12 protein-coding genes and 1 pseudogene are annotated in these 25978 nt (G+C 74.5%); 3 read left to right on the forward strand and 10 right to left on the reverse strand.

Annotation, left to right across the window (positions count from 1 at the left end):
- Positions 1 to 17 precede the first annotated feature (17 nt).
- Together OO63_RS06010 and OO63_RS06015 are read right to left on the reverse strand one after the other, a co-directional pair.
- Positions 18 to 1691 carry a hypothetical protein gene (locus OO63_RS06010; protein ID WP_030358433.1) on the reverse strand — a complete coding sequence of 558 codons (1674 nt, stop codon included), beginning with the start codon at positions 1689 to 1691 and terminating at the stop codon, positions 18 to 20.
- Positions 1688 to 5182 carry a bifunctional glycosyltransferase/CDP-glycerol:glycerophosphate glycerophosphotransferase gene (locus OO63_RS06015; RefSeq protein WP_030358432.1) on the reverse strand — a complete coding sequence of 1165 codons (3495 nt, stop codon included), beginning with the start codon at positions 5180 to 5182 and terminating at the stop codon, positions 1688 to 1690. Before OO63_RS06015 ends, OO63_RS06010 begins: the two co-directional genes overlap by 4 nt.
- Before the next feature lie 179 nt (positions 5183 to 5361).
- Between OO63_RS06015 and OO63_RS06020 the strand changes: the two genes are divergently transcribed.
- Positions 5362 to 7491 carry a bifunctional glycosyltransferase/CDP-glycerol:glycerophosphate glycerophosphotransferase gene (locus OO63_RS06020; protein ID WP_030358431.1) on the forward strand — a complete coding sequence of 710 codons (2130 nt, stop codon included), beginning with the start codon at positions 5362 to 5364 and terminating at the stop codon, positions 7489 to 7491.
- On the opposite strand, the gene OO63_RS06025 is transcribed toward OO63_RS06020, so the two are convergent.
- The 8 genes and pseudogenes from OO63_RS06025 to OO63_RS47730 form a co-directional block, all read right to left on the reverse strand.
- Positions 7467 to 10388, reverse strand: a complete 2922-nt coding sequence (locus tag OO63_RS06025; RefSeq protein WP_030358430.1) for a stealth conserved region 3 domain-containing protein — start codon at positions 10386 to 10388, stop codon at positions 7467 to 7469. The two genes, OO63_RS06020 and OO63_RS06025, sit on opposite strands and share 25 nt — an antisense overlap.
- Positions 10389 to 10452: 64 nt before the next feature.
- The gene (locus tag OO63_RS06030) at positions 10453 to 11436 is read right to left on the reverse strand and encodes a hypothetical protein (RefSeq protein WP_051810592.1); all 984 of its coding nucleotides are present in this window, start codon (positions 11434 to 11436) and stop codon (positions 10453 to 10455) included.
- A gap of 493 nt (positions 11437 to 11929) precedes the next feature.
- Positions 11930 to 12904, reverse strand: a complete 975-nt coding sequence (locus OO63_RS06035; protein WP_030358428.1) for a class I SAM-dependent methyltransferase — start codon at positions 12902 to 12904, stop codon at positions 11930 to 11932.
- A gap of 197 nt (positions 12905 to 13101) precedes the next feature.
- The gene (locus OO63_RS06040) at positions 13102 to 14016 is read right to left on the reverse strand and encodes a carbohydrate ABC transporter permease (protein WP_030358427.1); all 915 of its coding nucleotides are present in this window, start codon (positions 14014 to 14016) and stop codon (positions 13102 to 13104) included.
- Complete coding sequence (locus OO63_RS06045) at positions 14013 to 15395, reverse strand: carbohydrate ABC transporter permease (protein ID WP_030358426.1); 1383 nt, start codon at positions 15393 to 15395, stop codon at positions 14013 to 14015. Before OO63_RS06045 ends, OO63_RS06040 begins: the two co-directional genes overlap by 4 nt.
- A 7-nt stretch (positions 15396 to 15402) precedes the next feature.
- Complete coding sequence (locus OO63_RS06050; protein ID WP_234311157.1) at positions 15403 to 16815, reverse strand: ABC transporter substrate-binding protein; 1413 nt, start codon at positions 16813 to 16815, stop codon at positions 15403 to 15405.
- Positions 16816 to 17846: 1031 nt separating this feature from the next.
- Positions 17847 to 20492, reverse strand: a complete 2646-nt coding sequence (locus OO63_RS47725) for an FtsK/SpoIIIE domain-containing protein (protein ID WP_428835925.1) — start codon at positions 20490 to 20492, stop codon at positions 17847 to 17849.
- 1299 nt (positions 20493 to 21791) lie between these two features.
- Positions 21792 to 22634, reverse strand: a pseudogene (locus OO63_RS47730) (FHA domain-containing protein); the annotation flags it as partial.
- 262 nt (positions 22635 to 22896) lie between these two features.
- Here OO63_RS47730 and OO63_RS06060 point away from each other — a divergent pair.
- A complete protein-coding gene (locus OO63_RS06060) occupies positions 22897 to 24522 on the forward strand; it encodes a serine/threonine-protein kinase (RefSeq protein ID WP_030358422.1) in 1626 nt (541 codons plus the stop codon).
- 181 nt (positions 24523 to 24703) lie between these two features.
- The gene (locus OO63_RS06065) at positions 24704 to 25939 is read left to right on the forward strand and encodes a serine/threonine-protein kinase (protein ID WP_030358421.1); all 1236 of its coding nucleotides are present in this window, start codon (positions 24704 to 24706) and stop codon (positions 25937 to 25939) included.
- Positions 25940 to 25978: the final 39 nt, after the last annotated feature.

Below are 25978 nucleotides of genomic sequence, written 5' to 3' on the forward strand. Positions count from 1 at the left end.
GCCGGGCCCGGTGCCGCTCACCCGCGCGCCGAACCGCCCCCCACCCGCGCCAGGATCTCCCCGGTCCGCGCGCTCCACGACACCACCACCGCCTCCGGCGGCAGCGGCTGCTGCGGGGCCACCAGGAGCCAGCGCACGTGGTACCGCCTGACGACGGCGGCGCGTTCGGTGGCCGGCGTGGCCGGGTCGAGGTACGCGCGCACCTCGCTCAGGCGCTTGTTGCGTGCGGACTCCGCGAGCGACGCGTCCGGCCAGGCGGGCGCGACCAGGTTGACGCCGAACGCGGGCATCGAGCGCATCGGGCGGTAGCCGTCGGTGAGGACCACGTCGCCGCGCTTCATGTGGGCCGCCGCCCAGGCGTAGCTCGGCCAGCGCGGGGGCTGGTCGAAGCCGATCGGGTCGAGGGTGCGGGGCACGACGGCGCCGGCCTGGATCTGGACGAAGCCGACGAGCGCGCCGAGCGCGGTGGCTCCCGCCAGGGCGGCGCGCCGGTTGCCCCAGGTGCGGGGGGCCGTCAGCTCGATGGCCAGGGCGAACTGGAGCGGCACGAGGGTGAGCCCGAGGATCCTGCCGTACGTGTAGTGGCCGCTGAGCCAGCCGTAGCCGACGACCGCGCAGTCCAGGGCGAACATCAGGACCAGGGGGTCCGCGCGGTTCCGCCGCCAGCGCAGGAACAGCGCGGGCAGGCCGAGGGCGGCCAGCCAGAAGCGCTGCGGCATGTCGGTGTAGAGCTGGCGATGGATCCAGTCGACGGACTGGTCTCCGACCAGGGTGAGGGGGTTGAAGTACGGCCAGGTGGTGGCTACCGCCAGGGCGGTGAGTGCGGTGAGCGCCCACATCACGAGTGCCCGGCGCCGGGGTGCCGCGCCCACCCGTGCCGCCCTGCGGCACGATGGCCCGCGGCGGTCGATGCAACCAGGCAGCGCGAAGGCCGCGACGCCGATCACCGCCGCCACCGAAGTGATCGGGTGGATCAGCAGGATCAGGCCGCACAGCGCGCCCAGGCCCGCGTACGGCCACCAGCTCCGCGGCGCCCCCGCCAGCGAACCCGCCCACGCCCAGGCCCAGAACATCAGCGCGATGCCGAACGTCGACGGATAGCCGAGGTTGCCCGTCATCGACATCAGGCCCAGATAGCCGCTCCACCACGCCATCCGTGTGCCCCACAGCAGGACCATCGCGAACAGGGCGAGGACGGGCGCCCAGGGCCGGGGCGTGAGGACGCGCACGAAGCGGGCGATGCCGGTGAGCAGGACCAGGAGGTTCAGCGGGCCGGAGAGTTTGACGACCTGCCAGCCCGCGAGCCCGGTGGCCTTGGCGAAAAGCGCCTGGGCGACGGCGTACGGCGAGTAGTAGGCGCTGCCGTCGCCCGGCAGGTCGGCCATCGGGTGCCGGGGGTGCAGCAGGTCGTCCTTGAGGCGTTCGACGACGGCCGCGTGCTGGCCGAAGTCGCAGCAGATCGGCACCCGCCAGTACGCGAGCGACATCACCAGCCAGAAGAGGCCGCCGAGGACGAGGTAGGGGCTCGGGCGCCAGCGGATGCCGAACCCGGTGGCGGTCGCGCCGAGCCGGGCGCGGTGCCGCTGCCACGTGGTGACGGGAGCGGCTTCGGTGGCCCCCGGCCCGGTCGCCGTCGTCGTACCCGAAGCGCTCGAAGCGGTCGTCGTCGTCCCCGACGTGCCCGCCGTCATCGCATCAGCCTGTCCGCGACGCGCTCCGCCGCCCTGCCGTCGTCGAGGTCGCAGTAGGCCTCGCGGAACGCCGCGTACGCCTTGCGGTGCCGTGCGGAGACGGAGGCGAGGTCGCGCAGGGCGTCGACGACCTCGCCGGTGGAGGCGAGCAGCGGGCCCGGCGCGCGGGACTCGAAGTCGAGGTAGAAGCCGCGCACGGTGTCGCGGTAGTGCTCCAGGTCGTAGGCGTGGAAGAGCATCGGGCGGCCGGTGTGCGCGAAGTCGAACATCAGGGACGAGTAGTCGGTGATCAACACGTCGGCGACCAGGAGGAGTTCGGCGGTGCGGGGGTGCCCGGTGACGTCGCGGACGAAGGGGGCGCGGGCGCCGGGGAGCCGCCCGGAGGTCAGCGGGTGCTTGCGCACGAGCAGCACGTGGTCCTCGCCGAGGACGTCCTCGGCGGCGCGCAGGTCGAGGGCGGGGTCGTAGCGGAAGCGGCCGGGGCCGAAGCCGAGGTGGTCGCGGTAGGTCGGGGCGTACAGGACGATCCGCTTGTCGGGCGTGAGGCCCAGTTCGCGGCGGACGCGTTCGGTGACCTTGTGGCGGTCGTCGGCGAACAGGACGTCGTTGCGCGGCGATCCGGCTTCCAGGACCTCGCCGTCGTAGGTGAGGGCGCGGCCCAGGTGCGGGGTGGCGAAGCCGCTGGGGGAGACCAGGACGTTCCACTGCGCGGCGAGGCGGGGCAGGCGGTCGAGGTGGCCGTGGTCGGCGTACAGGGTGTCCGTGAGGTCGGTGCCGATGCGCTTGAGGGGCGTGCCGTGCCAGGTCTGGACGACGGTCTGGCCCTCGCGGCGCTCGAAGAAGTCCGGCAGGTGGCCCGCGGCGACGATGCGGCGGCAGCGGGCGAGCGCCCCGTACCACTCGGCGCTGTGCTCCTCCACGCCGCGCGCGCCCGCCGGGACCCGCGTCTGCTGGTCCTGCGTCACCCACAGGTGCTCGACGTCGGCGCCGCGCCGCACCAGCTCCTCGTGGACGGCGCGCGGCGAGTCGCCGTCGAAGTACAGGACGGCGTCGCGCAGGCTCTTGACCCGCTCCCTCGGGTAGTGCTCGGTGCGCAGCCGGTGGCGCCGGTACGCGCCGCGCTCGGTGGGCGCGAGCACCGACCCGGCCTCGATCAGGAGCCGGTCGCCGAAGCGCCGGTCGGCCGTGAACTCCCGCCCCTGGACCACCCGGTGGTCCGGCATCCCCGCGCCCACCGACGTGAGCACCCGCACCGGCACGCCCGCCCCGCCGTGCCCCACCTCCCGCAGGAACGCGTACCACCGCCCCTCCCGCAGCACCCCGCCCCCGGGCGCGACGCGGGCCCGGAACCGCCCGTCGGCCAGCTCCACCGGCACGGTCACCTCGTCGTCGCGGCCGCTGTGCCGCAGCACGAGCTCGGCCGAGGGCCAGCTCGCCGCCGCGGCCGTGCCCTCGACGGTGAGGGTGCCGTCGTCGGACCATTCGACGCGGTCGGCGACGGGGCGCCGGGTGAGTTCGACGACGAGGCCGCCGCGGTCGTCGGCGGTGGCGCACAGCTCCCGTCCCGGGCGCGTGGCGTAGCGGCCCGGGGGCAGGTCGAGGGCGGCCGCGAGGGGGACCGTGGTGCCGTCGGCCCGTTCGAGGACGGCCCCCCAGCGGTCGCCGTGCGGCGGCTCGACCTGGGCGGGCGCGCGGTGCGGCGCGGGCGGCACGTCCTCCAGGTCGGCGAGGCGCACGCGGGCCTCGAAGCGGTCGTCGACGAGGGCGACGGGGCAGCTGACGGCGGCGCCCGTGTCCGGGCGGGTCAGGCGCAGCGCCGTGGGCCGGGCCCCGGTGCCCGCGGGAGTGGCGGTGAGGGTGCCGGTGAGGATCACGTCGTCGCCGTCCGCGCGATGGCCGTCCACCCGCGCCGCGTACTCCTGGACGCGCAGCACGAGCCGCCCCTTGCTGAAGCCGAGGACCAGGCGCAGGCCGTCGCCGAGGTCGCGGGTCAGGGACTGGGTGCGGGGGCCGTCCGCCGCGCGCACGGCGGCCCGGCGCACGGTGCCGTGGCCCGCGACGACCACGCCGAGCAGCCAGTTCCCGGGCCGCCACCGGCCGCCCGCCTTGAGCTGCTCGGGGTCGATCGTCATCTCGAAGCCGGACAGGTCGTAGCAGTGCAGCCGCTGCCCGGAGCGCTCGGTGGCCGCGGGCGCGGGCACGGTCCGCGTCGGCACGCGCTTGAACCGGCCCCTGCTGTGCGCCGACTTGAGCAGTCCCGCCTTCACCGACTGCCCGGGCCGCGCCGCCTCCAGGTTGCGCACATACGCGTGGCCGCGGATCCGCAGCCGCCCCTGCTCGTCCCAGGCGGCCTCGTCGAGCCGGGCCACGGCGGGCAGTTCGCTCTGGTCGAGCCGGGTGAGGTCGCGGGGGAGCCGGTCGACGCCCGGGTAGGCCGCGTACCGGCGCAGCGAGCCGCGCACCGCGAACGCCCCCTTGCCGCCCAGCCGTTCGCGGTCGAGCAGCTCGATCAGCTCACCCGTGCGCCGCTCCCGCACCAGGTGCCACTTCACCCGCAGGTCCACCGGGAGCCGCCGCAGGATCGCCGGGTCGGCGGTGCGCAGGAACTCGGCGGTGTCCGCGAGGAACGCCGCACGGTACTCGGGACCGCCCATCGGCAGGCCCTCCAGGAAGTACACGAAGTCGTCGCGCAGGCAGGAGGCGTCGTACGTGGACTTCAGCTCCGGCGCGTGCTCGCCGAGGAAGGCGCTGACGTGCGCGCAGGCCGCGACGCGGTCGCGCACGCCCTTGACGTCGGTGCGCCGCCGCGTGATCGAGCCCTCGCGCACCCGCCAGTAGTAGACGTGGTCCTTGAGCACGTCCACGGACTTGGCGAGGAAGTGCGCCGGGATCATCACCGGCGTGTCCTCGTACAGCCTGCCCTCGGGGAAGAGGAAGCCGTGCCGGTCCCAGAAGGAGCGCCGGAAGACCTTGTTCCAGGCGACCCGGTCGGCGAGCAGCGCCAGGTCGCGGGAGATGTGGGTGGCCGTGCGCGGCGCGGTGAGCCACTGGTACTGCCAGGCCTGGGAGCGGCCGCGCTCGGTCAGGCGCCACACGTTGCCGCTGGCGAAGTCGGAGCCGCTGGCGTCCAGGCTCGCGATCATGCGGGCGTACGCGTCGTGCGGCACGATGTCGTCGCTGTCCACGAACGTCAGGTACTCGGCGGCCGGACTCGCGTGCCGCACACCGGTGTTGCGGGCGGCGCTCAGGCCCGCGTTCGGCTGCCGCACGTACACGAAGCGCGGGTCGCGGACGGCGAAGTCGCGGGCGATGCGGGGGCTGGCGTCGGTGGAGCCGTCGTCGACGAGGACGACTTCGAGCCCGCCGGCACCGCCGCCGGTATCCCCTGTGCCTCCTCCGTCAAGCGTCTGCCGGGCGATCGACTCCAGGCACTCCTCAAGGAACTCCTCGACGTTGTAGATGGGCACGACGACGCTGAGTCGGGGCTGCACGGCGAGCGGCCTTTCGTTGGAGTCGGCTGGCGATACGACCCATTACGGGCGTATTCACACCTTTTGCCCGCCGCGATCAACTTCTTTGCCGCCGCTCACCCCAACGGGGATCGCGATCACCCCATCGAGTGAGGCGCGGTCTTCGACAGAGCGTGTGCGCGTGACTACCGTCGGTGTCCATGCCGCGCTTCTCAGTCGTCGTGCCCGCCCACCGAGTCCAGGGCTACCTGCGGGAATGCCTGGAGTCCGTCCTCGACCAGTCCTGCGAAGACCTCGAACTCCTCGTCGTCGACGACGCGTCGCCGGACGCCTGCGCCGCGATCGCGGCGGAGTATGCGCAGCGCGATCCGCGCGTGCAACTCGTCCGGCTCACCCGACGGCAGGGCACGGGCCCCGCCCGCGACGCCGGTGCGGCCCGCGCCACCGGCGACTGGCTGCTGTTCCTCGACGGGGACGACGTGCTGCTCCCCGGCGCCCTCGCGGCGATCGACCGCGAGATCACGCGGTCCGAAGAAGGGGGCGCGGAGGGGGCCGGGGGCCTGGACGTGCTGCTCTTCGGGCACGACCGCACCGACTGGTGGGAGACCGTGCGCAGACCGGCGGGCGAGGACGTCACGGGCGACCCCCTCGCCGTCACCGTCGCCGCCTGGAACCGCGTCTTCCGGCGGTCCTTCTGGTCCGCGCGAGGCCTCGCCTTCTCCCGGGGCGCCTACGAGGACGTGGTGCCCGTGCACCGGGCGACGCTGGCCGCGGGCGACCGCGTCGGCGCGCTCGACCGGGTGTGCGTGCGCTGGCGCGAGCGGCGCGGCGGCAGCTTCGCGAAGTCGCCGGGGCGGGAGCACTTCGCGGTGATCGGGCGGTACGAGGAGCTGTTCACGGACGGCGCCGGGGCCACCGACCGCCTCTACCTGCGCGCCGTCGACCACCTCCTGGCCGTCCTCGACGACCCGGGCCGGATCGCGCCGGGCGACCGCTCCGCGTACTTCCGGGCCGCCGCGGGCATGCTGCGCGCCCACCGCCCCGCCGTCCGCCCGGCCATGACGGAACGTCAGCAGGCGCTGGTCCTCGGCTCGTACGCGTCCTACCGCGCCCTGTCCCGCGCGGGCGGCCGCATGAAGTCCGTCCGTACGGCGCTCGCCCGCCGCAAGAAGTCCGTCCGCGCCCGCGCCATGCGCGTCAGCTACCACGCCGACCTGCGCCGCTCCCTCGACCCGAACCTGGCCGTCTACGGCGCCTACTGGAACCGCGGCGTCAGCTGCAACCCGGCCGCGATCCACGCCAAGGCCCGCGAACTCGCCCCCCACATCCGGGGCGTGTGGGTGGTGTCGAGCCGCCACAGGCACCGCGTGCCGCCCGGCGTCGAGTACGTCATCGAGGGCTCCCGGCGCTACTGGCGCGCGATGGCCCGCGCCACCTACCTGATCAACAACTCCTCCTTCCCCGGCGGCTTCACCAAACGCCCCGGCCAGGTCTACCTCCAGACCCACCACGGCACCCCCTTGAAGAAGATGGGCCTGGACCAGCGCCGCTACCCCGCGGGCACGCACGGCATCAGCTTCCAGAAGGTCCTCGACCACACCGACCAGTGGGACTACAGCCTGTCCGCCAACCCGCACTCCACGGAGGTGTGGGAGCGCGTCTACCCGGCCGCGTACGAGGCCCTGGAGGCGGGCTACCCGCGCAACGACGTGTACTTCACGACCGGCCCCGACGACATCGCCCGCATCCGCGCCGACCTGGGCGTGCGCCCCGGCCAGCGGGCCCTCCTCTACGCCCCCACGCACCGCGACTACCAGAAGGGCTTCCTGCCCCGCCTCGACCTGGAGCGGTTCGCGACCGCGCTCGGCGACTCCTGGGTCGTCCTCGTCCGCGCGCACTACTTCTACGGCGCCGACGCGGGCCTCGCCGACCACCCCGGCCTGCTCGACGTCACCGGCCACGCGCGCGTGGAGGACCTGTGCCTGGCCGCCGACGCCCTGGTCACGGACTACTCGTCGCTGATGTTCGACTACGCCTGCCTGGACCGCCCGATCGTCAGCTACGCCCCCGACTGGCAGGCCTACCGCCTCGCCCGCGGCACCTACTTCGACCTCCTTTCGGGCCGCCCGGGCGAGACCCCCGGCGCCCTCGCCACCACCGAGGACGAGCTGACCGCGCTGTTCCGGGACGGCGGCTGGGACACGGCCGCGACGACGGGACTGCGCAAGGCGTTCCGGGAGCGGTTCTGCCCCTACGACGACGGGGGCGCGGCCGAGCGGGTGGTGCGGCGGGTATTCCTCGCGGATCAGCCGGACACCGGCCGCTCGTAGGGCGAGCGCACCGGGAAGTACGCCGTCAGGAACGACCGCACGGCCAGCGCCGTCTCCTCGTCGGACATGCCGCTGTCGGGCGACTCGCCGATGCAGAACGCCGTCTTGTTCCGCGACTGCAGGAGCTGCCCGAGCCGGGCGTGGTCGGCGCGGCTGCCGATGTCCACGAAGTCGTACGACACGGAGCCCGGCACCGCGCGGCCCGTCAGGTACGCGTAGTGCTGGTGCAGGGACGAGACCAGGGAGTGGTCGGTGGCGCCGCGGAAGCGGGCGCGGGACGTGGCGGCCAGCTCGTCCGCGTACCGCTCGCCGAGCTCTTCGAGGATGCTGCGGCGCAGCGCGTACGGCACGTGCAGGAAGCAGTGCGTGGCCGTGCGGCCGAAGTCGCGGCGCAGCAGCTCGCGGTTGTTCTTCGCCGCCGCCAGGTAGCCCTCGTCCGCCGCGTCCACCGGCAGCGCGGGCACGGACGCCGACGACCAGAAGAACTTGGGCAGGCCGGAGCCGAGGAAGAAGGTGCCGGGGGTCGTCGGGCGGCCGAGGAACATGTCGTCGTTGAAGTAGAGGAAGTGCTCCGCGAGGCCCTTGATGCGGTGGAGCTGGGTCTCGATGGCATGGGAGTTGAAGGTCGGCAGGGCGGAGGGGTCGGCGAAGAGGTCGCGGTGGTCGACCACGGTGAGGCCCGGGTGGTCGCGGTCTAGCCAGTCGGGGACCTGGCCGGCGGTGACGAGGTACACGTGCCGCACCCACGGGGCGTACATCGCGAGCGAGCGCAGGGAGTAGCGCAGCTCGTCGCGGTTGCGGAAGCGGACCGTGCCGCTGTCCGCCGAGGAGTCGGCGTCGTCCGTGCTGCCGCCGAGCGCGGCGGCGCGGGCGGCGCGCCAGTCGGGGTCGGAGTCGTCGACCCAGGTGTAGACGGCGTCGACGGGGAAGTCGGCGTCGTTCATGAGGCGCTCGGTGAAGACCTCGAGGGTCGGGTAGTCGCGCTCGCCGACGCGCAGCCGTGCGGTGGGGGCGAGGGAGGGCAGCTCGGCCCCGGCGAGGGTGCTGCCGAAGGGGGCGCGACGCCAGGACGGGTCGGGCCCGGGGGCTGCGGCGGGGGGAGCGGGGTCGGCATCGGGGCCGGCCTCGGCGTCGGGGGAGTCCGGCGCGCCGGTGGCCCCGGGGTCCTCGACGCGCGGCCAGAACGCCACCGTGCAGGCCTGCTGCACCCCGTGGCGCAGTGACAGCGTCGTCGTGGTCACCGGCCTGAACACCTTCACGCCCGCCAACTCGCCGATCCCGTCGAGCCGTTCGGCGAGGACCGCGCCGGGCGCCGCGTCGCGCGGGTTGACCAACTCGGCGTAGACCGGCTCGCCGTGCAGCGCCTCCGCGAGGGCCTTCAGGGCGCGGTCGCGGTCGTCCTCGTCCACGGCGAGGGTGTGGGCCGTGCCGTCGGTGCGCACCAGGACGTAGGGGACCTGCCGCGATGCGAGCGCGGTCGCGGTGACGTCGAGGTTCCACTCGGCCATGCGCGGCGCGAGCACGTCGTCCCTGCACTCCGCGAGGCGGCCCACCGAACGGATCACGCGGCCCGCGGGGGCGGCCGCGATGATCTCGCCCTCGCGGGCCCGCTCGTCGGCGCCCGCGTCGGCGTTGAAGGTGTGCGGCGCCGTCGGCCGGAACCCGCAGCCGCCCGATGCCACGCCGAGCGCCACCCGGTCCGCGCGCCCCGAGAGCCGCTCGGGCCTCTCCCGCCCCGCCACGAGCCGCGTGTACAGCTCCTCCCACAGCGCCGTCACCCCGGCCGAGGAGAACCGCGCGTACACACCCTCCCTCGCCGCCCGCGCACAGCCGCGCCGCAGCTCGTCGTCGGACATCAACTCGTCCATCGCGGCAGCGAGTTCACCGATCTCGCCGGGCGGCACAAGGAGTCCGTCCACCCGATGCCGGACGATCTCCGCCGGTCCCGTGAGCACGTCGTACGTCACCACCGGCACCCCGGCCGCGAGCGCTTCGAGGAGCACCAGCGGGAACGCCTCGTTGTGGCCCGCCGTCATCAGGGACAGGCCCGCCTTCGCCCACTCGGACGCCATGTCCTGGCAGGGGCCGAGGAGTTCCACCCGGTCCTGGAGCCCGAAGGCGTCCACCAGACGGCGCAGGCTCTGCTCGCGGTGCCCGCCGCCGAAGATCCGCAAGGACCACTCCGGGTGCGCGTCCGCGACCCGTGCGAACGCCCGCACGGCGTGGTCGACGCGCTTCTCGCCGGTCAGCCGCGCCGCCATCACGATGACCTTGCTCTCGCCGTCGGCGCGCGGCCGGAAGCCGTCCGGCACGGCGTTGGGGATCACGGCGAGCTCCGGCGCGGTCGCGCCCAGGGACTCCGCGATCCAGTCCCGGGTCCGCCCGGTCAGCGTCACCAGGGCGTCCAGGCGCGGCGCGTGCAGGAGCAGCGGCTCGCCGGAGGGGCCCCGGCGCTGGGTGGGGCGGTGCTCCTGGTGGACGGTCACCACGCGCGGCGGTACGAGGCCGACGGCGGCGGCGAGCAGCGCGGGCGTCGTCGTCACCAGGACGTCCGTGTCGAGGGTGCTGAGGGCCGCCGTCAGCTCCACGTCCGACAGGCGGTCGAACGCCGACTCCCAGGCGGGCCTGATGAGTTCGCTCGGCAGCGCGGCGAGGGTCCGGCACGCCGCCTCGTCGAGCCGCGAGTCCCGCGCCGGCCGCTCCGGCGTCACCGTGCGGTCCACCAGATACCGCACGGGCAGCTGCCGCGCCTCGGGGAAGAACGGCTCGGCGCGGGTGCGGAAGACCGAGACGACCTCGACGTCGTGCCGCTCGGCGAGGTGCAGCGCCTGGGTGTACGTGGCCAGCTCGGTGCCGCCCATCTCGTCGCCCCAGCCGAGCAGATAGGTGATTTTCAAGGTGTCTCCTCAGCAGGTCTCACGCGGTTTCGGCGGTACGGGCGCCGCCCGGGGCCTGGGTGCCTCACGAGGTCGCCTCCGTGATGTCCAGGCAGGTCACGGCGAAGGCGCCGGACGCGGTCAGATGCGGGTGCGCGCGCACCAGGCGGCCACCGGGCAGCGCGACCAGACGGAACGGCGTGGGGAACGCCGACGGCAGATCGGTCACGTCGGTCAGGCGCCGCCCGAGGCCGAGCTCGCCGACCCGGAAGTCCCACACCCACTGGCCCGGGTCGGCGCCCGCCATCGCGCCGAGCGGCAGCGCGAAGCTGAACCGGTCCCCGTCCCAGGCGAGTTCGACGGGCGCGACCAGGCCGTCACGGCGCCGCACGGCCCGTGCCGCCCACCGCGTCAGGGCCCGCCCCCGGGGCCCGGCGACCACCCGCCCGTACACCGTGATGCCGTCCCCGCGCGGCACGAACCGCACCAGCTCCGCCCGCGGCCGCGACCGCGTGACCTGCACCGCGGCCCGCCCGCCGCGACAGCGCACGACCCGGATCAGGGTGCCCGTGCGGGGGTTGGGCGCGTGCGGCGCGGTGGGGCCCGGCGGCGGGGCGCCGACGTCGGCGAGGGCCAGCCCGCGACGGCGTACGCGGCCGTCGGCGCCGCTCGTCGCGACGGCGAGCCGCCAGACGCCCTCGCTCAGGAGGGGGGTGGCGGTGCCCTGGACGCGGGCCGCGCCAGTGACCTCGTCCAGCGCGTCGCGCAGGGTCACCGTCGCCGTCAGGAGCGGGCCGCCGTCGGTGTCCCGCTCGACGGCGAGCGGGACGCGGAAGCGACGGCGGCCGCGGCTGATCAGGAGCTCGGCGGCCCGCAGGCCGGGCTCGGGCGCGGCCAGCGCGAGGTTGAGGGTGCGGCTGTCCCGCAGCGACAGGTGCGCGGGCGGGGGCAGCAGCGCGTCCGGCCCGGTGCCCCGCCCGGCGGTGGCCCGCTCCAGGCGGAAGCGCGCGGTGCGGGTGAGGGCGGCGAGGCGGCGGGGACGGAGGGCGCGTGCGGGTCGGTGTTGCATTGCCCCACTTTGCCGCTATTCACCCAGAATTCATCGGTACGGCACGCGCCTGGTGCCTGACCGGGGCGCCGGGGTGAGCTCCGGGCGACCGGCACCCGTGGGGGTGAACGGCCGGTGCCGGGCGCTCACCCCGACGGGTGGGCTGGGGGCCAGTGGGGGCCAGGGGCCGGGGCTCAGGTCCGGAGGGCCGGGGCCGGTGGCCCAGGTATGGCGGCTGGGTCCGGTGGCCCAGCTATGGCGGTCGGCTCTGGTGGTCAGGTTCCGGTGGCCAGGTCTGGTGGGCCGGTCCGGTGGCCCAGGTATGGCGGCTGGGTCCGGTGGCCCAGGACTGGCGGTCGGCTCTGGCGGTCAGGTCCCGGTGGCCAGGAGCGGCGGGCAGGTCTGGCGGCTCAGGTCCGGCGTTTCAGGTCCGGTCGCTGGGCCCGGTGGACCGGGACCGGTGGTCATGGCCGGTGGCCCGGGACCGGCGGTCGGCTCCGGCGGCGACCCGAGGCTAGGAGCGGCGGCTCAGGAACGAGACGAGGCCCCGCCCCTTGGGGCGCCGGTTGTCGCCGGTCCGCCGGGCCGGCTTGCCCGGCGGCTGCTGGACGGCCGTGGCCTGCGCCGCGCCCTTGCCCCGCTCCGCACCGGCGGTCCCTGCCGTCCCCTCCGCGCCCGCCGCCTGCCCCGGCACCGCCGAGGCGTGCCGCGACACCGGATGCGCGGGCATCCGCGCCTTCCCGCCGCTGATGCGGATCATCGGCTGCCCCGCGACCTCCTCCGCCCCGTGCCACATGTCGTCCCGGCCCTCCAGGAACGCCTTCAGCTCCCCGTGCACCGCGTCGTACGCGCCCCACGTCCCGTAGAACTTGGTCGCCGTGATGCACAGCGGCTTCAGGCCGGTCGTGGCGACCGCGCCCCAGGTGGCGGCCGCGACGCCGGGGCAGTGCTCGGCGCGGAAGTCGTCCAGGACGACGATCCCGTCCCGGCGGAGCAGGCGCCGGGCGGCGGCGATGTCGGCGTGGACGTGCTCGTAGAGGTGCGAGGCGTCGATGTGGACGAAGCGGCAGCTGTCCGCGCGGACGTGCGCGGTGATGCCGGACGAGGGTGCCTGCACGACGGCGGGCAGCTCGTCGTGGAAGGAGCGGTAGTTGGCCTCGAAGGCGCGCCGGGTGAGGGTCGCGTACGAGCGGTTCATCTCCTTGGAGTTGGCGTCGTCGGGCGCGGGCGAGTCGAAGAGGTCGCAGACCGTGAAGGTCTCGCCGGGGCGCAGGAAATCGCCCATGAAGATCGCGCTCTTGCCGAGGTAGACGCCGAGTTCGAGCAGGTCGCCGGGTTCCTCCAGGTCCCGCTGGCGGTTCAGGAACCAGTCGAAGAGCACCTGGTCGGCGGGGTGGAACCAGCCCTTCACGGAGGAGAGGTCGGTCGGGAGCGGCAGGTCGTCCAATTCCTGGGCGGACGTCGGTACGGAAGCGGAGGCTTCGGGCATGTCAGGTCCTGGAGTCGGGGGCAGTGCGCCGCGATCGACCGTAGTGGCCATGATCCGGCGGACACCACAACCGGCACGACACGCCGCCGAAGCGGCACGACACGCCCCCGACTCCTTGGACCCCCTTTCCCCCGGACGTCACCCGCCCGTCACTTCACCGACCTCACGCGCCCGTCATGTGTCGCCCTCCCCGCCCGTCACTTGACGGCGCCCGCCATGACACCGGACACGAACTGGCGCTGGAAGGCGAAGAACACCGCCAGCGGGATGACCATGGAGATGAACGCGCCCGGCGCCAGGATCTGCACGTTGTCGCCGAAGAACCGCACCTGCTGCTGGAGCGCCACCGTGATCGGCGGGCTGCCCGCGTCGGCGAAGATCAACGCGATCAGCATGTCGTTCCACACCCACAGGAACTGGAAGATGCCGAGCGAGGCGATCGCGGGCGCGCCGAGCGGCATCACCACGCGCAGGAAGAGACGCAGCTCCCCGGCCCCGTCGAGCCGGGCCGCCTCCAGGAGCTCACGCGGGATCTCCGCGAAGAAGTTCCGCAGCAGGAAGATCGCGAACGGAAGGCCGAAGGCGGTGTGGAACAGCACCACGCCCGTCGTCGACTCGAAGATCCCGATCTCGCCGAACAGCTTCGCCACCGGAAGCAGCGCCACCTGCACCGGCACCACGAGCAGCCCGACCACACCGAGGAACCACCAGTCGCGGCCCGGGAACTCCATCCACGCGAAGGCGTACCCCGCGAGCGAGCCGATCACCACGACGAGCAGCGTCGCGGGCACGGTGATCGACACGCTCGTCAGGATCGAGTCGGTGATCGTCTCGTCCTTGAGGAGGTTCTCGTAGTTCTCGAAGGTCAGCTGCGAGGGCTTGCCGAAGACCTTCCACCAGCCGCTCTCACTCATGTCCTGCGTCGTGCGCAGCGAGCCGAGCATCAGGCCGAGCGTCGGCACCAGCCAGAACAGGCCGACCACGACCAGGAAGACCCGGAGCACGCTGCCGCTGACGACCGCGGCGATGCGGCTGCCGAGGGACTGCTTGGCCTTCACGACCGTGACCTGCCGCGCGGGCGGCTTCCTGGCCGTCTCACCCTGGGCGCTCATCGCCTGGCCTCCCGCCGCATACGCCGCATGTTGAACAGCATCACCGGAATCACCAGGAGGAAGAGGAGCACCGCGATGGCGCTCGCCACGCCCGCGTCCCGGTCGCCGAACGCCGAGTTGTACAGCTGCACCGCGAGCACGTTCGCCTCGTCCTTCGACGAGCCCGGCGGGATCACGAAGACCAGGTCGAAGATCTTCATCACGTTGATCATCAGCGTGACCACGACGACCGCGAGGACCGGCGCGAGCAGCGGCACCGTCACACGACGGAACACCTGCCACTCGTTGGCCCCGTCCACGCGCGCTGCCTCCAGGAGTTCACGCGGCACGCTCGCGAGCCCGGCCGCGATCAGGACCATCGCGAACCCGGCCCACATCCAGATGTAGCTGCCGATGATGGCGGGCGTGATGAGCGAGGGGCCGAGCCAGTCCACACCGTTGTACGGCTCGCGGAAGTTCGACGCGGGATAGCGCAGTTGGGCGCCGTCGGCCTCCTTCGGCAGGCTGAACGTCCCGTCGGCCGCGGCCTTCGTCGAGGCCACCACCTCGCCGCCCTTGACCGCCTCGATCTTGATGCCGGGGTAGCCGAACTCGACGGCGTCCGGCGCGTTCAGCTTCCCCCGGCCCTTGCCGCGCGTGAAGTCCTGCCAGGCCGTGCCGGTGACCTTGCCCGGGTCGGCCGCCGCGGGCTTCGCGGACTTGGCGTCGTCGGGCATCTGGTCCGGCGGCACGCCGGTGAGCGGCAGTACCACCGGTTCGCCCGCCCGCACCGGCTCCTTGGTGACGAAGGCGCCGCCGCCCGCCGACTCCAGGGGGGAGCGGGCGCCGGGGTGGCCCCGAGGGAAGTTCGAGGACTCGGCAAACGTGTCGTGCACGCCCACCCACAGGGCGTTGGCGACGCCGCGGTCGGGGTCGGACTCGTACACGAGCCGGAAGATGATGCCCGCCGCCAGCATCGAGATCACCATCGGCATGAAGATGATGAGCTTGAACGCCGTGCCCCAGCGGACCCGTTCGGTGAGGACCGCGAAGATCAGGCCGAGCGCCGTGGTCAGCGCCGGTGCGGCCACCAGCCAGATCGCGTTGTTCTTGACGGCGGTACGGATGCCGTCGTCGGAGAACATCGTCTCGTAGTTGTCGAGACCGGCGAAGTCGCCGGCCTTGTCGAAGAAGCTGCGGCCGACCGAGTAGCCGATCGGATAGAGCACGAGCGCGCCGAGCAGGACGAGGGCGGGCAGCAGGAACAGCACCGCGACCGCTCTGCGGGTCCCGGTGACGCTCCTGCGGGGACCGGCCCCGCGCGGGCCGGTCTTGGAGGTGTGCGGCGTCGACTCGGCCGGGGGCACCGCCGCGGTGCCCCCGGCATCCGGGGTCGTCATCGCCCCGTCAGCTCTTCTTGTACGCCTTGGCCGCCGCGTCCTCCAGCGTCTGCTGGGTGCCCGCGACGTTCTTCGGGTTCTTCAGGAAGTCCTGCAGCGCCTTCCACTCGCCCTTGCCCGGCGTGCCGCCGAAGGACTGCGGGGCTTGGTCCGACATGTCGAAGCGGATGTCGTCGCCCGCCTTGATCAGCGCATCGGCGATGCCGCGCTGCACGTCGTTCGGGTACGCCTTCAGGTCCAGGGCCTTGTTCGGCGACACGAAACCGCCCGCCTCCGCCCAGATCTTCGCGGCGTCCGGGGTGGCGAGGAACGTGAGCAGGGCCTGCGCGCCCTTGCTGTTCTTCAGCGCCACGGCCGCGTCACCGCCGACGACGGCCGGCGACTCGTCCCCGACCGCGGGGAACGGGAACACCTTCGCGTCCTTGCCCACCTCGGCCTTGGTCTCCGCGATCGACAGGGACACCATGTCGCCCTCGAAGACCATGCCCGCCTTCGGCTGGTCGCCGCCGGTGAACGTCTGCTTCACGGACGCGGGGAACTCCGTCTGCAGGGCGCCGTCGGCACCCCCGGCGATGAACCCCTTCTTCCCGAAGAGCTCCCCGAGCGTCGTCAGGGCGTCCTTGACGGACGGGTCCGTCCACTTGATCTTGTGCTGGGCGAGCTGGTCGTACTTCTCCGGACCCGCCTGCGAGAGGTAGATGTTCTCGAACCAGTCCGTGAGGGTCCACGCCTCCGCGCCGCCCACCGACATCGGCGTGACACCCGAGTCGTACACCGTCTGCGCGGTCTTCATGAACTCCTTCCAGGTCTTCGGCTCCTTGACGCCCGCGTTCGTGAAGACCTCGGTGTTGTACCAGATCAGCGACTTGTTGGCGGCCTTGAAGTAGACGCCGTACTGCTTGCCGTCCACCGCCCCGAGGTCCTGCCAGCCCTGCGCGTAGTTCTTTGTGAGCTGCTTCTGTGCCTCGGGCCCGACCGGCTTGGCCCACTTGTTCTGCACCGCCTGCTCGATCGCGCCGACCTGCGGCAGCATCGCCACGTCCGGCGGCTGGCCGCCCGCCGCCTTCGACTCCAGGAAGCTGATGATCGGGTCCTGGGCCGGTACGAACGACACCTCGGCGCCCGTACGCTTCTCGAACTCGTCCAGGACCTTCAGGAACACCTTCCGCTCGGCGCCGCCCCAGACGGCGGCCACCGACACCTTCTCGCCGTCCAGCTTGGGCAGTTGCACGGTGGCCGCGCTCTCCTTGCCGCCACCGCCTGCCTTGTCGTCATCCTTGTCCTTGTCGTCGCCCCCGCAGGCGCTGAGCCCCAGCGCGAGGGCGCCGACGGCGGCGGAGGCGACGATCTTGGCGGCCGCCCCGCGCGTGCGACGAGCGCGACGTGTGTTCGGTGTGCGTGTACGAAGAGTGCTGCGCATCACTGCCCCGTTCTCTTCCCCGACAGGTCCCGTTGCGTCTGTCTACGCCCGCGTGGTCAGGGGCGGCAAGATGGTCTACGGCGCCAAGTCGGTGATCGTGATGGCGTTGTGACGTGCCGTCATCTGGCGTGGGCGCCCTTTTGGACGAGGTCCGCCGGGGCTTGCGCCCGCCTTTGCCCCCAGCTGTTCCTGGCCGGGGGGCGCGCCTTCCGTCCCACCGCTTCGCGGTGGGTTTCCCCCACCCGCCCGCCCGTGACTGTGGGACGCGGCTTGCCGTCGCGGGGTGGCGGGGTGCCTGCGGCCGCATCGCTTGTGCGGCTTGCGTTCCGACGCCTTCCGTCCCGCCGCTGCGCGGCGGCTCTCCCACCCGCCCGCCCGTGATCGTGGGGCGCGGCTTGCCGTCGCGGGTGGCGGGGTGCTTGCGGTCGCGTGGCTGGTGCGGCTCGTGCTCCGGTGCCTTCCGTCCCGCCGCTTCGCGGTGGGTTTCTCCCCGGCCGCCCGTCCGTGGCTGTGGGGCGTGGCTTGTCCTGGTGGGGTGGCGGGGTGCCTGTGGCTGCATCGCTTGTGCGGCTTGTGTTCGGGCGCCTTCTGTCCTGCCGCTGTGCGGCGGCTCTCCCGCCCGCCCGTGGTCGTGGGGCGCGGCTTGTCCTGGCGGCGTGGCGGGGTGCTTGCGGTCGCGTGGCTGGTGCGGCTTGTGTTCCGGCGTCTTCCGTCCCGCCGCTTCGCGGTGGGTTTCCCCCACCCGCCCACCCGTCCGTGGCTGTGGGGCGTGGCTTGCCCTGGCGGGTGGTGGGGTGGTTGTGGTCGCATGGTTTGTGCGGCTTGTGTTCCGGCGTCTTCCGTCCTGCCGCTGCGCTGCGGCTCTCCTGCCCGTCTGGCCGGGATCGCGGGGCGCAGCCTGCCCCTGCGGGGCATCTGCTCCGTGGCGGGGGCTTTGGTGCCGTCCCGCCCTGTGGGGGCGCCGCCCGAGGAGGCCTCCGTCCGACGGCGTCGGTCCCGTGGGCGGCGGGTGTCCCGGGCGCGGGCCGGGGTCACAGCAGGGAAGGCACCCGTTCCGCCGACACCGACCGCGCCGCGCGCTCCAGTGCGCTGGCGAGGAGGGCCAGGTCCGTCGGGCCGTTTCCGAGTTCCCGGACGGGCCTTCGGGTCGGTGGGTCTCCCATCCGCTCCCACTCGAGGGGCACCACCGTGGGCCGGAGCGTCGCGGTGCGTGGGATCCGGCCGGTGACGCGCCCGGACTGGAAGGCGACCCCCCGGCCGTCCAGGCCGCGCAGCGCACCCCGCCCGGGAGCGGGATCGTCCGCCCCGGTGCCGACGGCGTCCAGCGTGACCAGGAGCCCGGCCCGCCGCCCCACCTCCGAGGCCCCGACCCGCTCACCCCGCGCCGCCGCGACCAGGTGCACGCCGAGCCGCTCCCCGTCCCGGGCCACCGCCTCCAGGGCCCGCACCACGGACCCGGCGGCGGGCCGCCCGGGCGACCCGAGCGCGGGCGCGAGCAACGCGTCGAAGTCGTCCACGAGCACGACGAGCCGCGCCAGCGGCGGCCCGGGCTCGGCCCGCCCCGCCGTGATGGGCCGCAGCCGCATGGTGGCGCGCGTCGGGGAGTCGAGGTCCCCGCTGTCGGGGGTGCTCGTGCCGTGGGGGTCGTCAGGGACGCCGGGTCCGTGGGGGGCGTTGGGGCCACCGGATCCGCCGGGGCCGCTGGACCCACGGGACCCGCCGGGGCCACTGGACCCGCCGGAGCCACCGCCGCCACGAGATCCGCCGGGCGCGGCAGCGCCACCCGCCCCGTCGGCTCCCTCGGCCCCACCCGTTCCACCCGCACGCCCGGCCCCGAGCGACCCCGCGGCCTCCGCCCCGGACGACCGCTGCGCGACCATCCGCCCCGACACTTCCTGCTGCGTGTGCCACTCGGCGAACCCCACCCGCCCCAGCAACTCCGCCCGCCGCTTCAGCTCGGCCGTCAGGGACTGCGCGAACTCCCGCATCCGGACGGGGTCGTTGGCGGCGAGGTGCGTGGTGACGTGGGGCAGCTCCGTACAGGCCCGCAGGCCGTCACCCGGCCGCTCCCCGCCCCCGACCCCGCTTCCGCCGCCCGTCCCGGACCCGCCGCCCGGTCCGCCGTCGCGGCCGTCGATGAGGACGATCCCGAGCCGGTCGGGCCGTTCGGCGGCCGCGAGGGACGCCGCCACGGACCGCAGCAGCTCCGTGCGTCCGCTGCCCGTGGGACCCTCGATCAGCAGATGCGGGCCGTCCGCGACGAGGTCCGCGACCACAGGGCCGCGCGCCCCCGCCCCGAGCACCGCCCAGGCCCGCCCGCCCAGCGCCCGCGCGTCGTCCGCGGCGGCCGCCCACCGCGCCATCAGCGAGGCGGGCGTGGCCCGGGCGAGCCCCAACTCGTCCAGGAGCCGCGCCGACTGGGGCAGCGGCACGGCCACCCGCGCCTGCCCGGCCCCCGTCCCCGCCCCGTCCGGCCGCAGCGGCGCCAGCGCCCGGGCGAACCGCTGCGCCCACGCCGCCGACACCGCGTCCACCACGGCGACCGTGCCGTTCCCCGCGGGCCGCCCCTCCGCCGTGCGCAGCACCCGCAGCGCCGTCGCCACGTCCCCGCTGAGCAACGCCGCCGCCCCGCACGCGCGGAACGCGGGCGATACCTCGCACGCCGCCTCGTACGTGTCCGTCACCGGCGACGTGGGCGACGCGGCCGTCGTCTCGGCCAGGCACACCACATGGATCCCGGCCCCGGCCCCTTCACGCGCGAGCCGCACGGCGGCCTCCCGCAGCCCGGCCGACCCCGGATCCCCGTCCACGACCACCACCGTGCGCGGCCCGGGCGGAAGCATGCTCTCGGCGTGCCCGCCCAACGAGCCCCCGGAGGGACCCGGTTGGCCGGACGCCGCCCCGAACCCCGCCTCCCCACCGGCCGGTTCAGCGGGTTCGTCGAGGCGCCGCAGCAGCTCGCCCGTCCGGGCCGCCGCCTGCTCCCTGTCGTACGCCAGCAGCAACCGGCAGTCCTGCCCGTGGCCGGGCCTCACATGCGGCAGCCAGCCGAGCCAAGCCCACTCGTCGGCCCGCTGCCTCGGTGTACGCGTACGGTCCGTGCTGATCAGGACGATCTCCAGCGCGCCCGGCGAGTGCAGCGCCGCCAACTGCGCGAGCACCGACCTCGCCAGGCCCGCGAGCCGTTCGCGCGGCCCCGCGAGCCCCAGCGCCCCCGCCTCCCGCAGGCTCACCGTCACCGGCACCGCGGGCACAAGCCCGTCCGCGCCCGGGGCGGCCCGATCGACCGTGCCGAGCCGCACGGTCAGCGCCTCCGGGTGCCCGGGGCCGCGCTCCCAGAGCCGCGCCCCCGGCCCGAGCGCCGTCAGGAGCAGCGCCGCCGCGTCGGGCCACGCCTCGGGCACCCGCGCGCCCGCGTCGGCCGTCCCTCCGGCGCCCACCTCCTCCGGCCCGCCCGGCCACCCGTCCTCGTACGCCGCCGCGTTCCGGGGCCCGTCATACGTCTCGTCGTACGCGGAGTGCTCCCGCTCCGCCTCCTCGCTCCGCCCACCGGCCAGCCGCCGCGCCCACGCGGACAGCCCCCCGCGCTTGCGCACCCCGCGCGGCACGGTCGTCCCGCGCGGCGGCGTACCGGCCCGGTGCCGCTCCATCTCCGGCACCCCGCCCTGCTGCGGCACCACGGGTGTCTCGGGAGGGGTGGGGGAGGCGGCGGTGCCAGGAGAGGTGGGGGAGGCCGGGGGCATCCCAGAAGCGGCCGGGGGCATCCCCGAGGCGACGGGGGGCGCGGGAGCCGCAGGGTGTCCGGGGTGCCCGGGCGCTGCCGGGTGAGCAGGGTGTGCGGGTGGCGCGGTGGACGCAGGAGTTCCTTGGGCCCCGGGCATCCCGGGGGCAGCAGGGCCCCCCGGGGCAGCAGGGTCCCCCGGGGCAGCAGGGTCCCCTGGGACAACAGGGCCCCCCGGGACAGCAGGAGCCCCCGGGGTTCCGGGCACGCCCGGCATCGCAGAGGTTCCGTGCGCTCCAGGCATCCCTGGTGTCACGGATGCTCTGCGGGATCCAGGCATGCCTCCGGTTGCAGAGGTCCCTTGAGTGCCCGGCGCACCCGGCGCCGCAGAGGTCCCCGAAGTGCCCGGCGCACCGTGCGTCGTGGAGGCCCCCGGAGCACCAGGCGCCCCCGACGCCGCAGAAGCCCCCCGAGCGTCAGACGCCCCGCGTGCTCCGGACCGCCCCGCGGACGCAGACGTCCCCCTGGGCCCAGGCACCCCGTGAGCCGCCGACGCCCCCGCGGCCCCAGGCATCCCGGGCGCCCCAGAAGCCCCAGCGGCCCCGGCCCCCTCCGACGTACCTAGACGTCCGCCCTCACTCCCGGGCCCACCCCCATGCCCGCCCGCACTGCCCTCGGCAGCCCCCCAGTCCGCCGACCCATACGCATGCTGCGTCGAGCCGCCACCCGGCCGTACATCCCCATGCCGGGCGCCTTCCGGCCGTACATCCCCATGCCGGGCGCCTTCCGGCCGTACATCCCCATGCCGGGCGCCTTCCGGCCGCACATCCCCATGCCGGGCGCCTTCCGGCCGCACATCCCCGCGCCGGGCGCCTTCCGGCCGTACATCCCCGCGCCGACCGCCCTCCGGCCGCACGTCCCCGCCCCCGGGCCCCGGCTGCCACCCGTCCCCGGCCGCTGCGGCCCCAGCCCCGCCCGGGACCCCGTGCCCAGGGCCCACCGGCGCGCTGACGCCGTGTCCCGGACCCACCGGCGCCCCATGTCCAAGACCCGCTGCTCCGCGCCCCGAAGGGACGCTCGCTCCCTGCACCGGGACCCCTGTCCCCTCCAGCCCCTCCAGGGCGGCGATCCGCACCCGCACATGCCCCTCGCCGTCCGAGGCCGTCGGCAGCGGGTCGTCCACGGCGTCGCCCGCGGTGAGGCGGAGCACGGACTCGCCGACGCGCAGGAGGGAGCCGGAGGGGAGGCGGACCGGGCGGTCGGAGATGGCGCGGCCGTCGACCGTCGTGCCGTTCGTCGAGCCGAGGTCGGTGACCGTGACGCGGCCGTCCGGGTCCAGGGTGACCGCGCAGTGCAGCCGGGAGACGTCCGGGTCGTCGAGGGGGACGTCGGCCTGCGCGGAGCGGCCGACGCGGATCTGGCCGCCGTGCAGCAGGTGCACGCCGCCCGCGTCGGGGCCCGCGACCACGTGCAGCCGGGCAGTGGCCTCGGCCAGGTCGGGGCCCGGCTCGGCGGGGGTGCCGACGGAGAGGACGGCGCCGTCGACCAGGGGCGGCTCGCCGAGCGTGCAGCGCTGGAGGTCGAGGCGGTCCGACTGGGCGTAGAGGACGGTGGGGCCCTCGCCCGAGGTCACGGCCGCGGCCAGGCCGGAGGCGACCGCGGCGAGGGCGGTCCCGGCGGGGGCGGTGACGAGCACGTCGCAGGCCGCCGCGGGGCGTCCCCCCGGCTCGGTCTGGCCGCCACGCGGCCCGAGGACGGTCAGCCGGATCTGCATCGCCGTCAGCGGTCCCTTCCTGCGCTGGGCGCCCGGCACGGGGACTCGCGCTGTGATTCCCCCCACCGCACACGGGCACGTCGGCCAGTACGGACAGCATCCTCGCACCTGCCACTGACAACACGCCCGCCCCCCACCCGCATTTGATCTTGATTGGTCGGCTCTGCTCGGAAACGTGCCCGCAAAGTGCCTGCTCGGACCGATGTGGGCGGTGATGGCCACCTGACCGCGGTGACCCCCGGGACCACAGCCGGACCACAGCCGGGGACCGCGGCCGGGACCAAAGTCCGTTTCCGCCGCTCTCGGCGGCTCACCGGGCCCCATCGGCAACCAACCGCGCTGGTGGAGCGTCTTCCCTCCGAACAAAGGTCCGCCGTGGGTCCGATTCCGGCCGCCGGGAGGCGCAAGATCGTCGGACGGTGCCCCGTTCGGCGGCACTACAGTGGGTCGGAACGCTGTACCGGACGACGGGCGGCGAGCAGCACACCAGCACCGCAAGGACAGCGGGACGGCGCCACCGCGCAGCGGGGCGGCGCGAACGCACCGCAGGACCACAGACCAGCCAGATCAGCAGGGAGCGCATGACGTGCGGCCGGTAGGCAGCAAGTACCTGCTCGAGGAGCCGCTCGGGCGCGGCGCCACGGGCACCGTCTGGCGAGCCCGCCAGCGGGAGACCGCGGGCGCCGAGGCGGCCGTTCCCGGCCAGCCCGGCGAGACCGTCGCGATCAAGGTCCTCAAGGAGGAGCTGGCCAACGACCCGGACGTGGTGATGCGCTTCCTGAGGGAGCGCTCCGTCCTGCTCAGGCTGACGCACCCGAACATCGTGCGCACCCGCGACCTGGTCGTCGAGGGCGACCTGCTCGCGCTGGTCATGGACCTCGTCGAGGGCCCCGACCTGCACAAGTACCTGCGCGAGAACGGCCCGTTCACGCCGGCCGCGGCGGCTCTGCTCACCGCCCAGATCGCCGACGCGCTGGCCGCGAGCCACGCCGACGGCGTCGTGCACCGCGACCTCAAGCCCGCGAACGTCCTGGTCAAGCAGGACGCGAGCGGAATGCACCCGATGCTCACGGACTTCGGCATCGCCCGCCTCGCCGACTCCCCGGGCCTGACCCGCACCCAGGAGTTCGTCGGCACGCCCGCGTACGTCGCGCCGGAGTCCGCCGAGGGCCGCCCGCAGACGAGCGCCGTCGACATCTACGGCGCGGGCATCCTGCTGTACGAGCTGGTCACGGGCCGGCCGCCGTTCGCGGGCGGCTCCGCACTCGAAGTGCTTCACCAGCACCTGAGCGCCGAGCCGCGCCGCCCCTCCACCGTGCCCGACCCGCTGTGGACGGTCATCGAGCGCTGCCTCAGCAAGGACCCCGACCGCCGCCCCAGCGCCGAGAACCTGGCGCGCGGCCTGCGCGCCGTCGCCGACGGCATCGGGGTGCACGCGAGCGCCGCACAGATCGCCGCCGCGGAGGGCGTGGCCGCGCTGCTCGCCCCGGACCCGGCGCCCGCCCCGGTGCCGGACACACCGGGCGCGGCCGACCCCACCCAGGTCCTTCCGAACACCAACGCGGGCGGGTACGACCCGGCCGCCGCCACCAGCGTGATGCCGCACACCGGCGGCCCCCAGGGCCCGAACGCGGACCCCACGGCCGTCATGCCGCCGGTGGGCCCCGGCCAGCCGGGCGGCAACCCCGACGACCCGCACCCCTGGCAGAACCAGATGCGTGCGGCCCGCGACCGCAACGACCAGACGCAGGTGCAGTACCTGGACCCGAGCCAGGACCCGCTGCGCCGCCGTCCGCAGCGCCAGGTGGCCCGCCCGCAGCAGCCCCAGCAGCCGCAGCCGTACGCCCCGCAGCACCAGCCGCAGCCGTACCAGCCGCCGCAGCAGCCCCGCCAGATGCAGCCGCAGCCTCAGCCGTACGCGCCGCAGCCGCAGCCGTACCAGCCGCCGCCCCAGCAGCCCGCCCCGCCGCAGCCCGCGCCCCCGGAGCCGCGCCGCCAGCGGCAGCCGAACCCGAACCGGACCCGGATCCCCGGCCTCGGCTGCCTCAAGGGCTGCCTGGTCGTGCTCGTGATCCTGTTCGTCGCGAGCTGGCTGGTCTGGGAGCTGAGCCCGCTCCAGGATTGGATCGGCACGACGAAGAGCTACTGGGACCAGATCAAGGACGTCTACAACACGGTGTCCGACTGGTCGAGCAAGATCAACGGGAACTGAGCGGGACCGAGCAGGGACTGAGCGGGACCGTGCGGGAACGGAGAGCAGGCCGGGTTCGGGAGCCGAACCCGGCCGACTCTGTTGATTTGTCGACTCCTGCGGGGTGATTTCCCGTGCGGATGTGATGGTTGGTGCCCTGGCCGCGTAGTTTTGGGGCCAACACACATCCGTAGGAGCAGTCTTGGGACGGAAGATCGGCAGCCGGTACACGGCCCACCAGATTCTGGGACGGGGCAGCGCCGGCACGGTGTGGCTCGGCGAAGGCCCCGAAGGCCCTGTCGCCATCAAGCTGCTGCGCGAGGACCTGGCGTCCGACCAGGAACTCGTCGGCCGCTTCGTCCAGGAGCGCACGGCGCTGCTCAGCCTCGACCACGCGCGCGTGGTGGGCGTCCACGACCTGGTGGTCGACGGCAACGACCTCGCCCTGGTGATGGACCTCGTACGGGGCACGGATCTGCGCACCCGCCTGGAGCGCGAGCGCAGGCTCGCCCCCGAGGCCGCCGTCGCGATCGTCGCGGACGTCGCCGACGCGCTCGCCGCGGCGCACGCGGCGGGGATCGTGCACCGGGACGTGAAGCCCGAGAACGTCCTCCTCGACATGCAGGGCCCCCTCGGCCCCGGCGGCTCGCACCCGGCCCTGCTCACCGACTTCGGCGTCGCCAAGCTCATCGACTCGCCGCGCCGCACCCGCGCCACGAAGATCATCGGCACGCCGGACTATCTGGCCCCCGAGATCATCGAGGGCCTGCCCCCGCGCGCGGCCGTCGACATCTACGCCCTCGCCACCGTCCTGTACGAGCTGCTCGCGGGCTTCACGCCGTTCGGCGGCGGCCACCCCGGGGCGGTCCTGCGCCGCCACGTCACCGAGACCGTGGTCCCGCTGCCCGGCATCCCCGACGAGCTCTGGCAACTCATGGTCCAGTGCCTGGCCAAGGCCCCGGCCTCCCGCCTGCGCGCCTCCGAGCTGGGCGACCGGCTGCGCGAGCAGCTGCCCCAGCTCGCGGGCATGCCGCCCCTGGACGTCGACGAGCCCGAGGCGGAGCCCGCCGACGAGCCGTACGAGGAGACGTCCCCGGAGCCGCACGAGAGGCCCCCACGGCGCGGAGCCGTGCCCCTCGTCCCCGGCGCGGCGCCCGCGGACGCCAACCGCGACACCCACACCTCCATGCGCGTCCCCGCCCCCGACGAGCTGGCGGGCGGCGCCCGCGGCACGGCCCGCGCCCCCCGCGCCACGGGCACGGTCCGCCCCGGCTCGGCCCGCCACCGCGCCTCGGCCAGACGCCGCAGGATCACACTCGGCGTGGCGGGCGTAGTCCTCGCCGCGGCGGTGGGCGCGGGAGCCTGGTACGCGACGTCCGGCGACGACGCCGACCCGAACAAGCCGGACACGGGCACGTCAGCCCCTCCGGTGCCGTAATCAGCCCGTCGTGGGGGTCCCCCCTGCTCTTTAAGAGCT

It is taken from the genome of Streptomyces alboflavus (assembly GCF_000716675.1).
Classification (GTDB): domain Bacteria; phylum Actinomycetota; class Actinomycetes; order Streptomycetales; family Streptomycetaceae; genus Streptomyces; species Streptomyces alboflavus.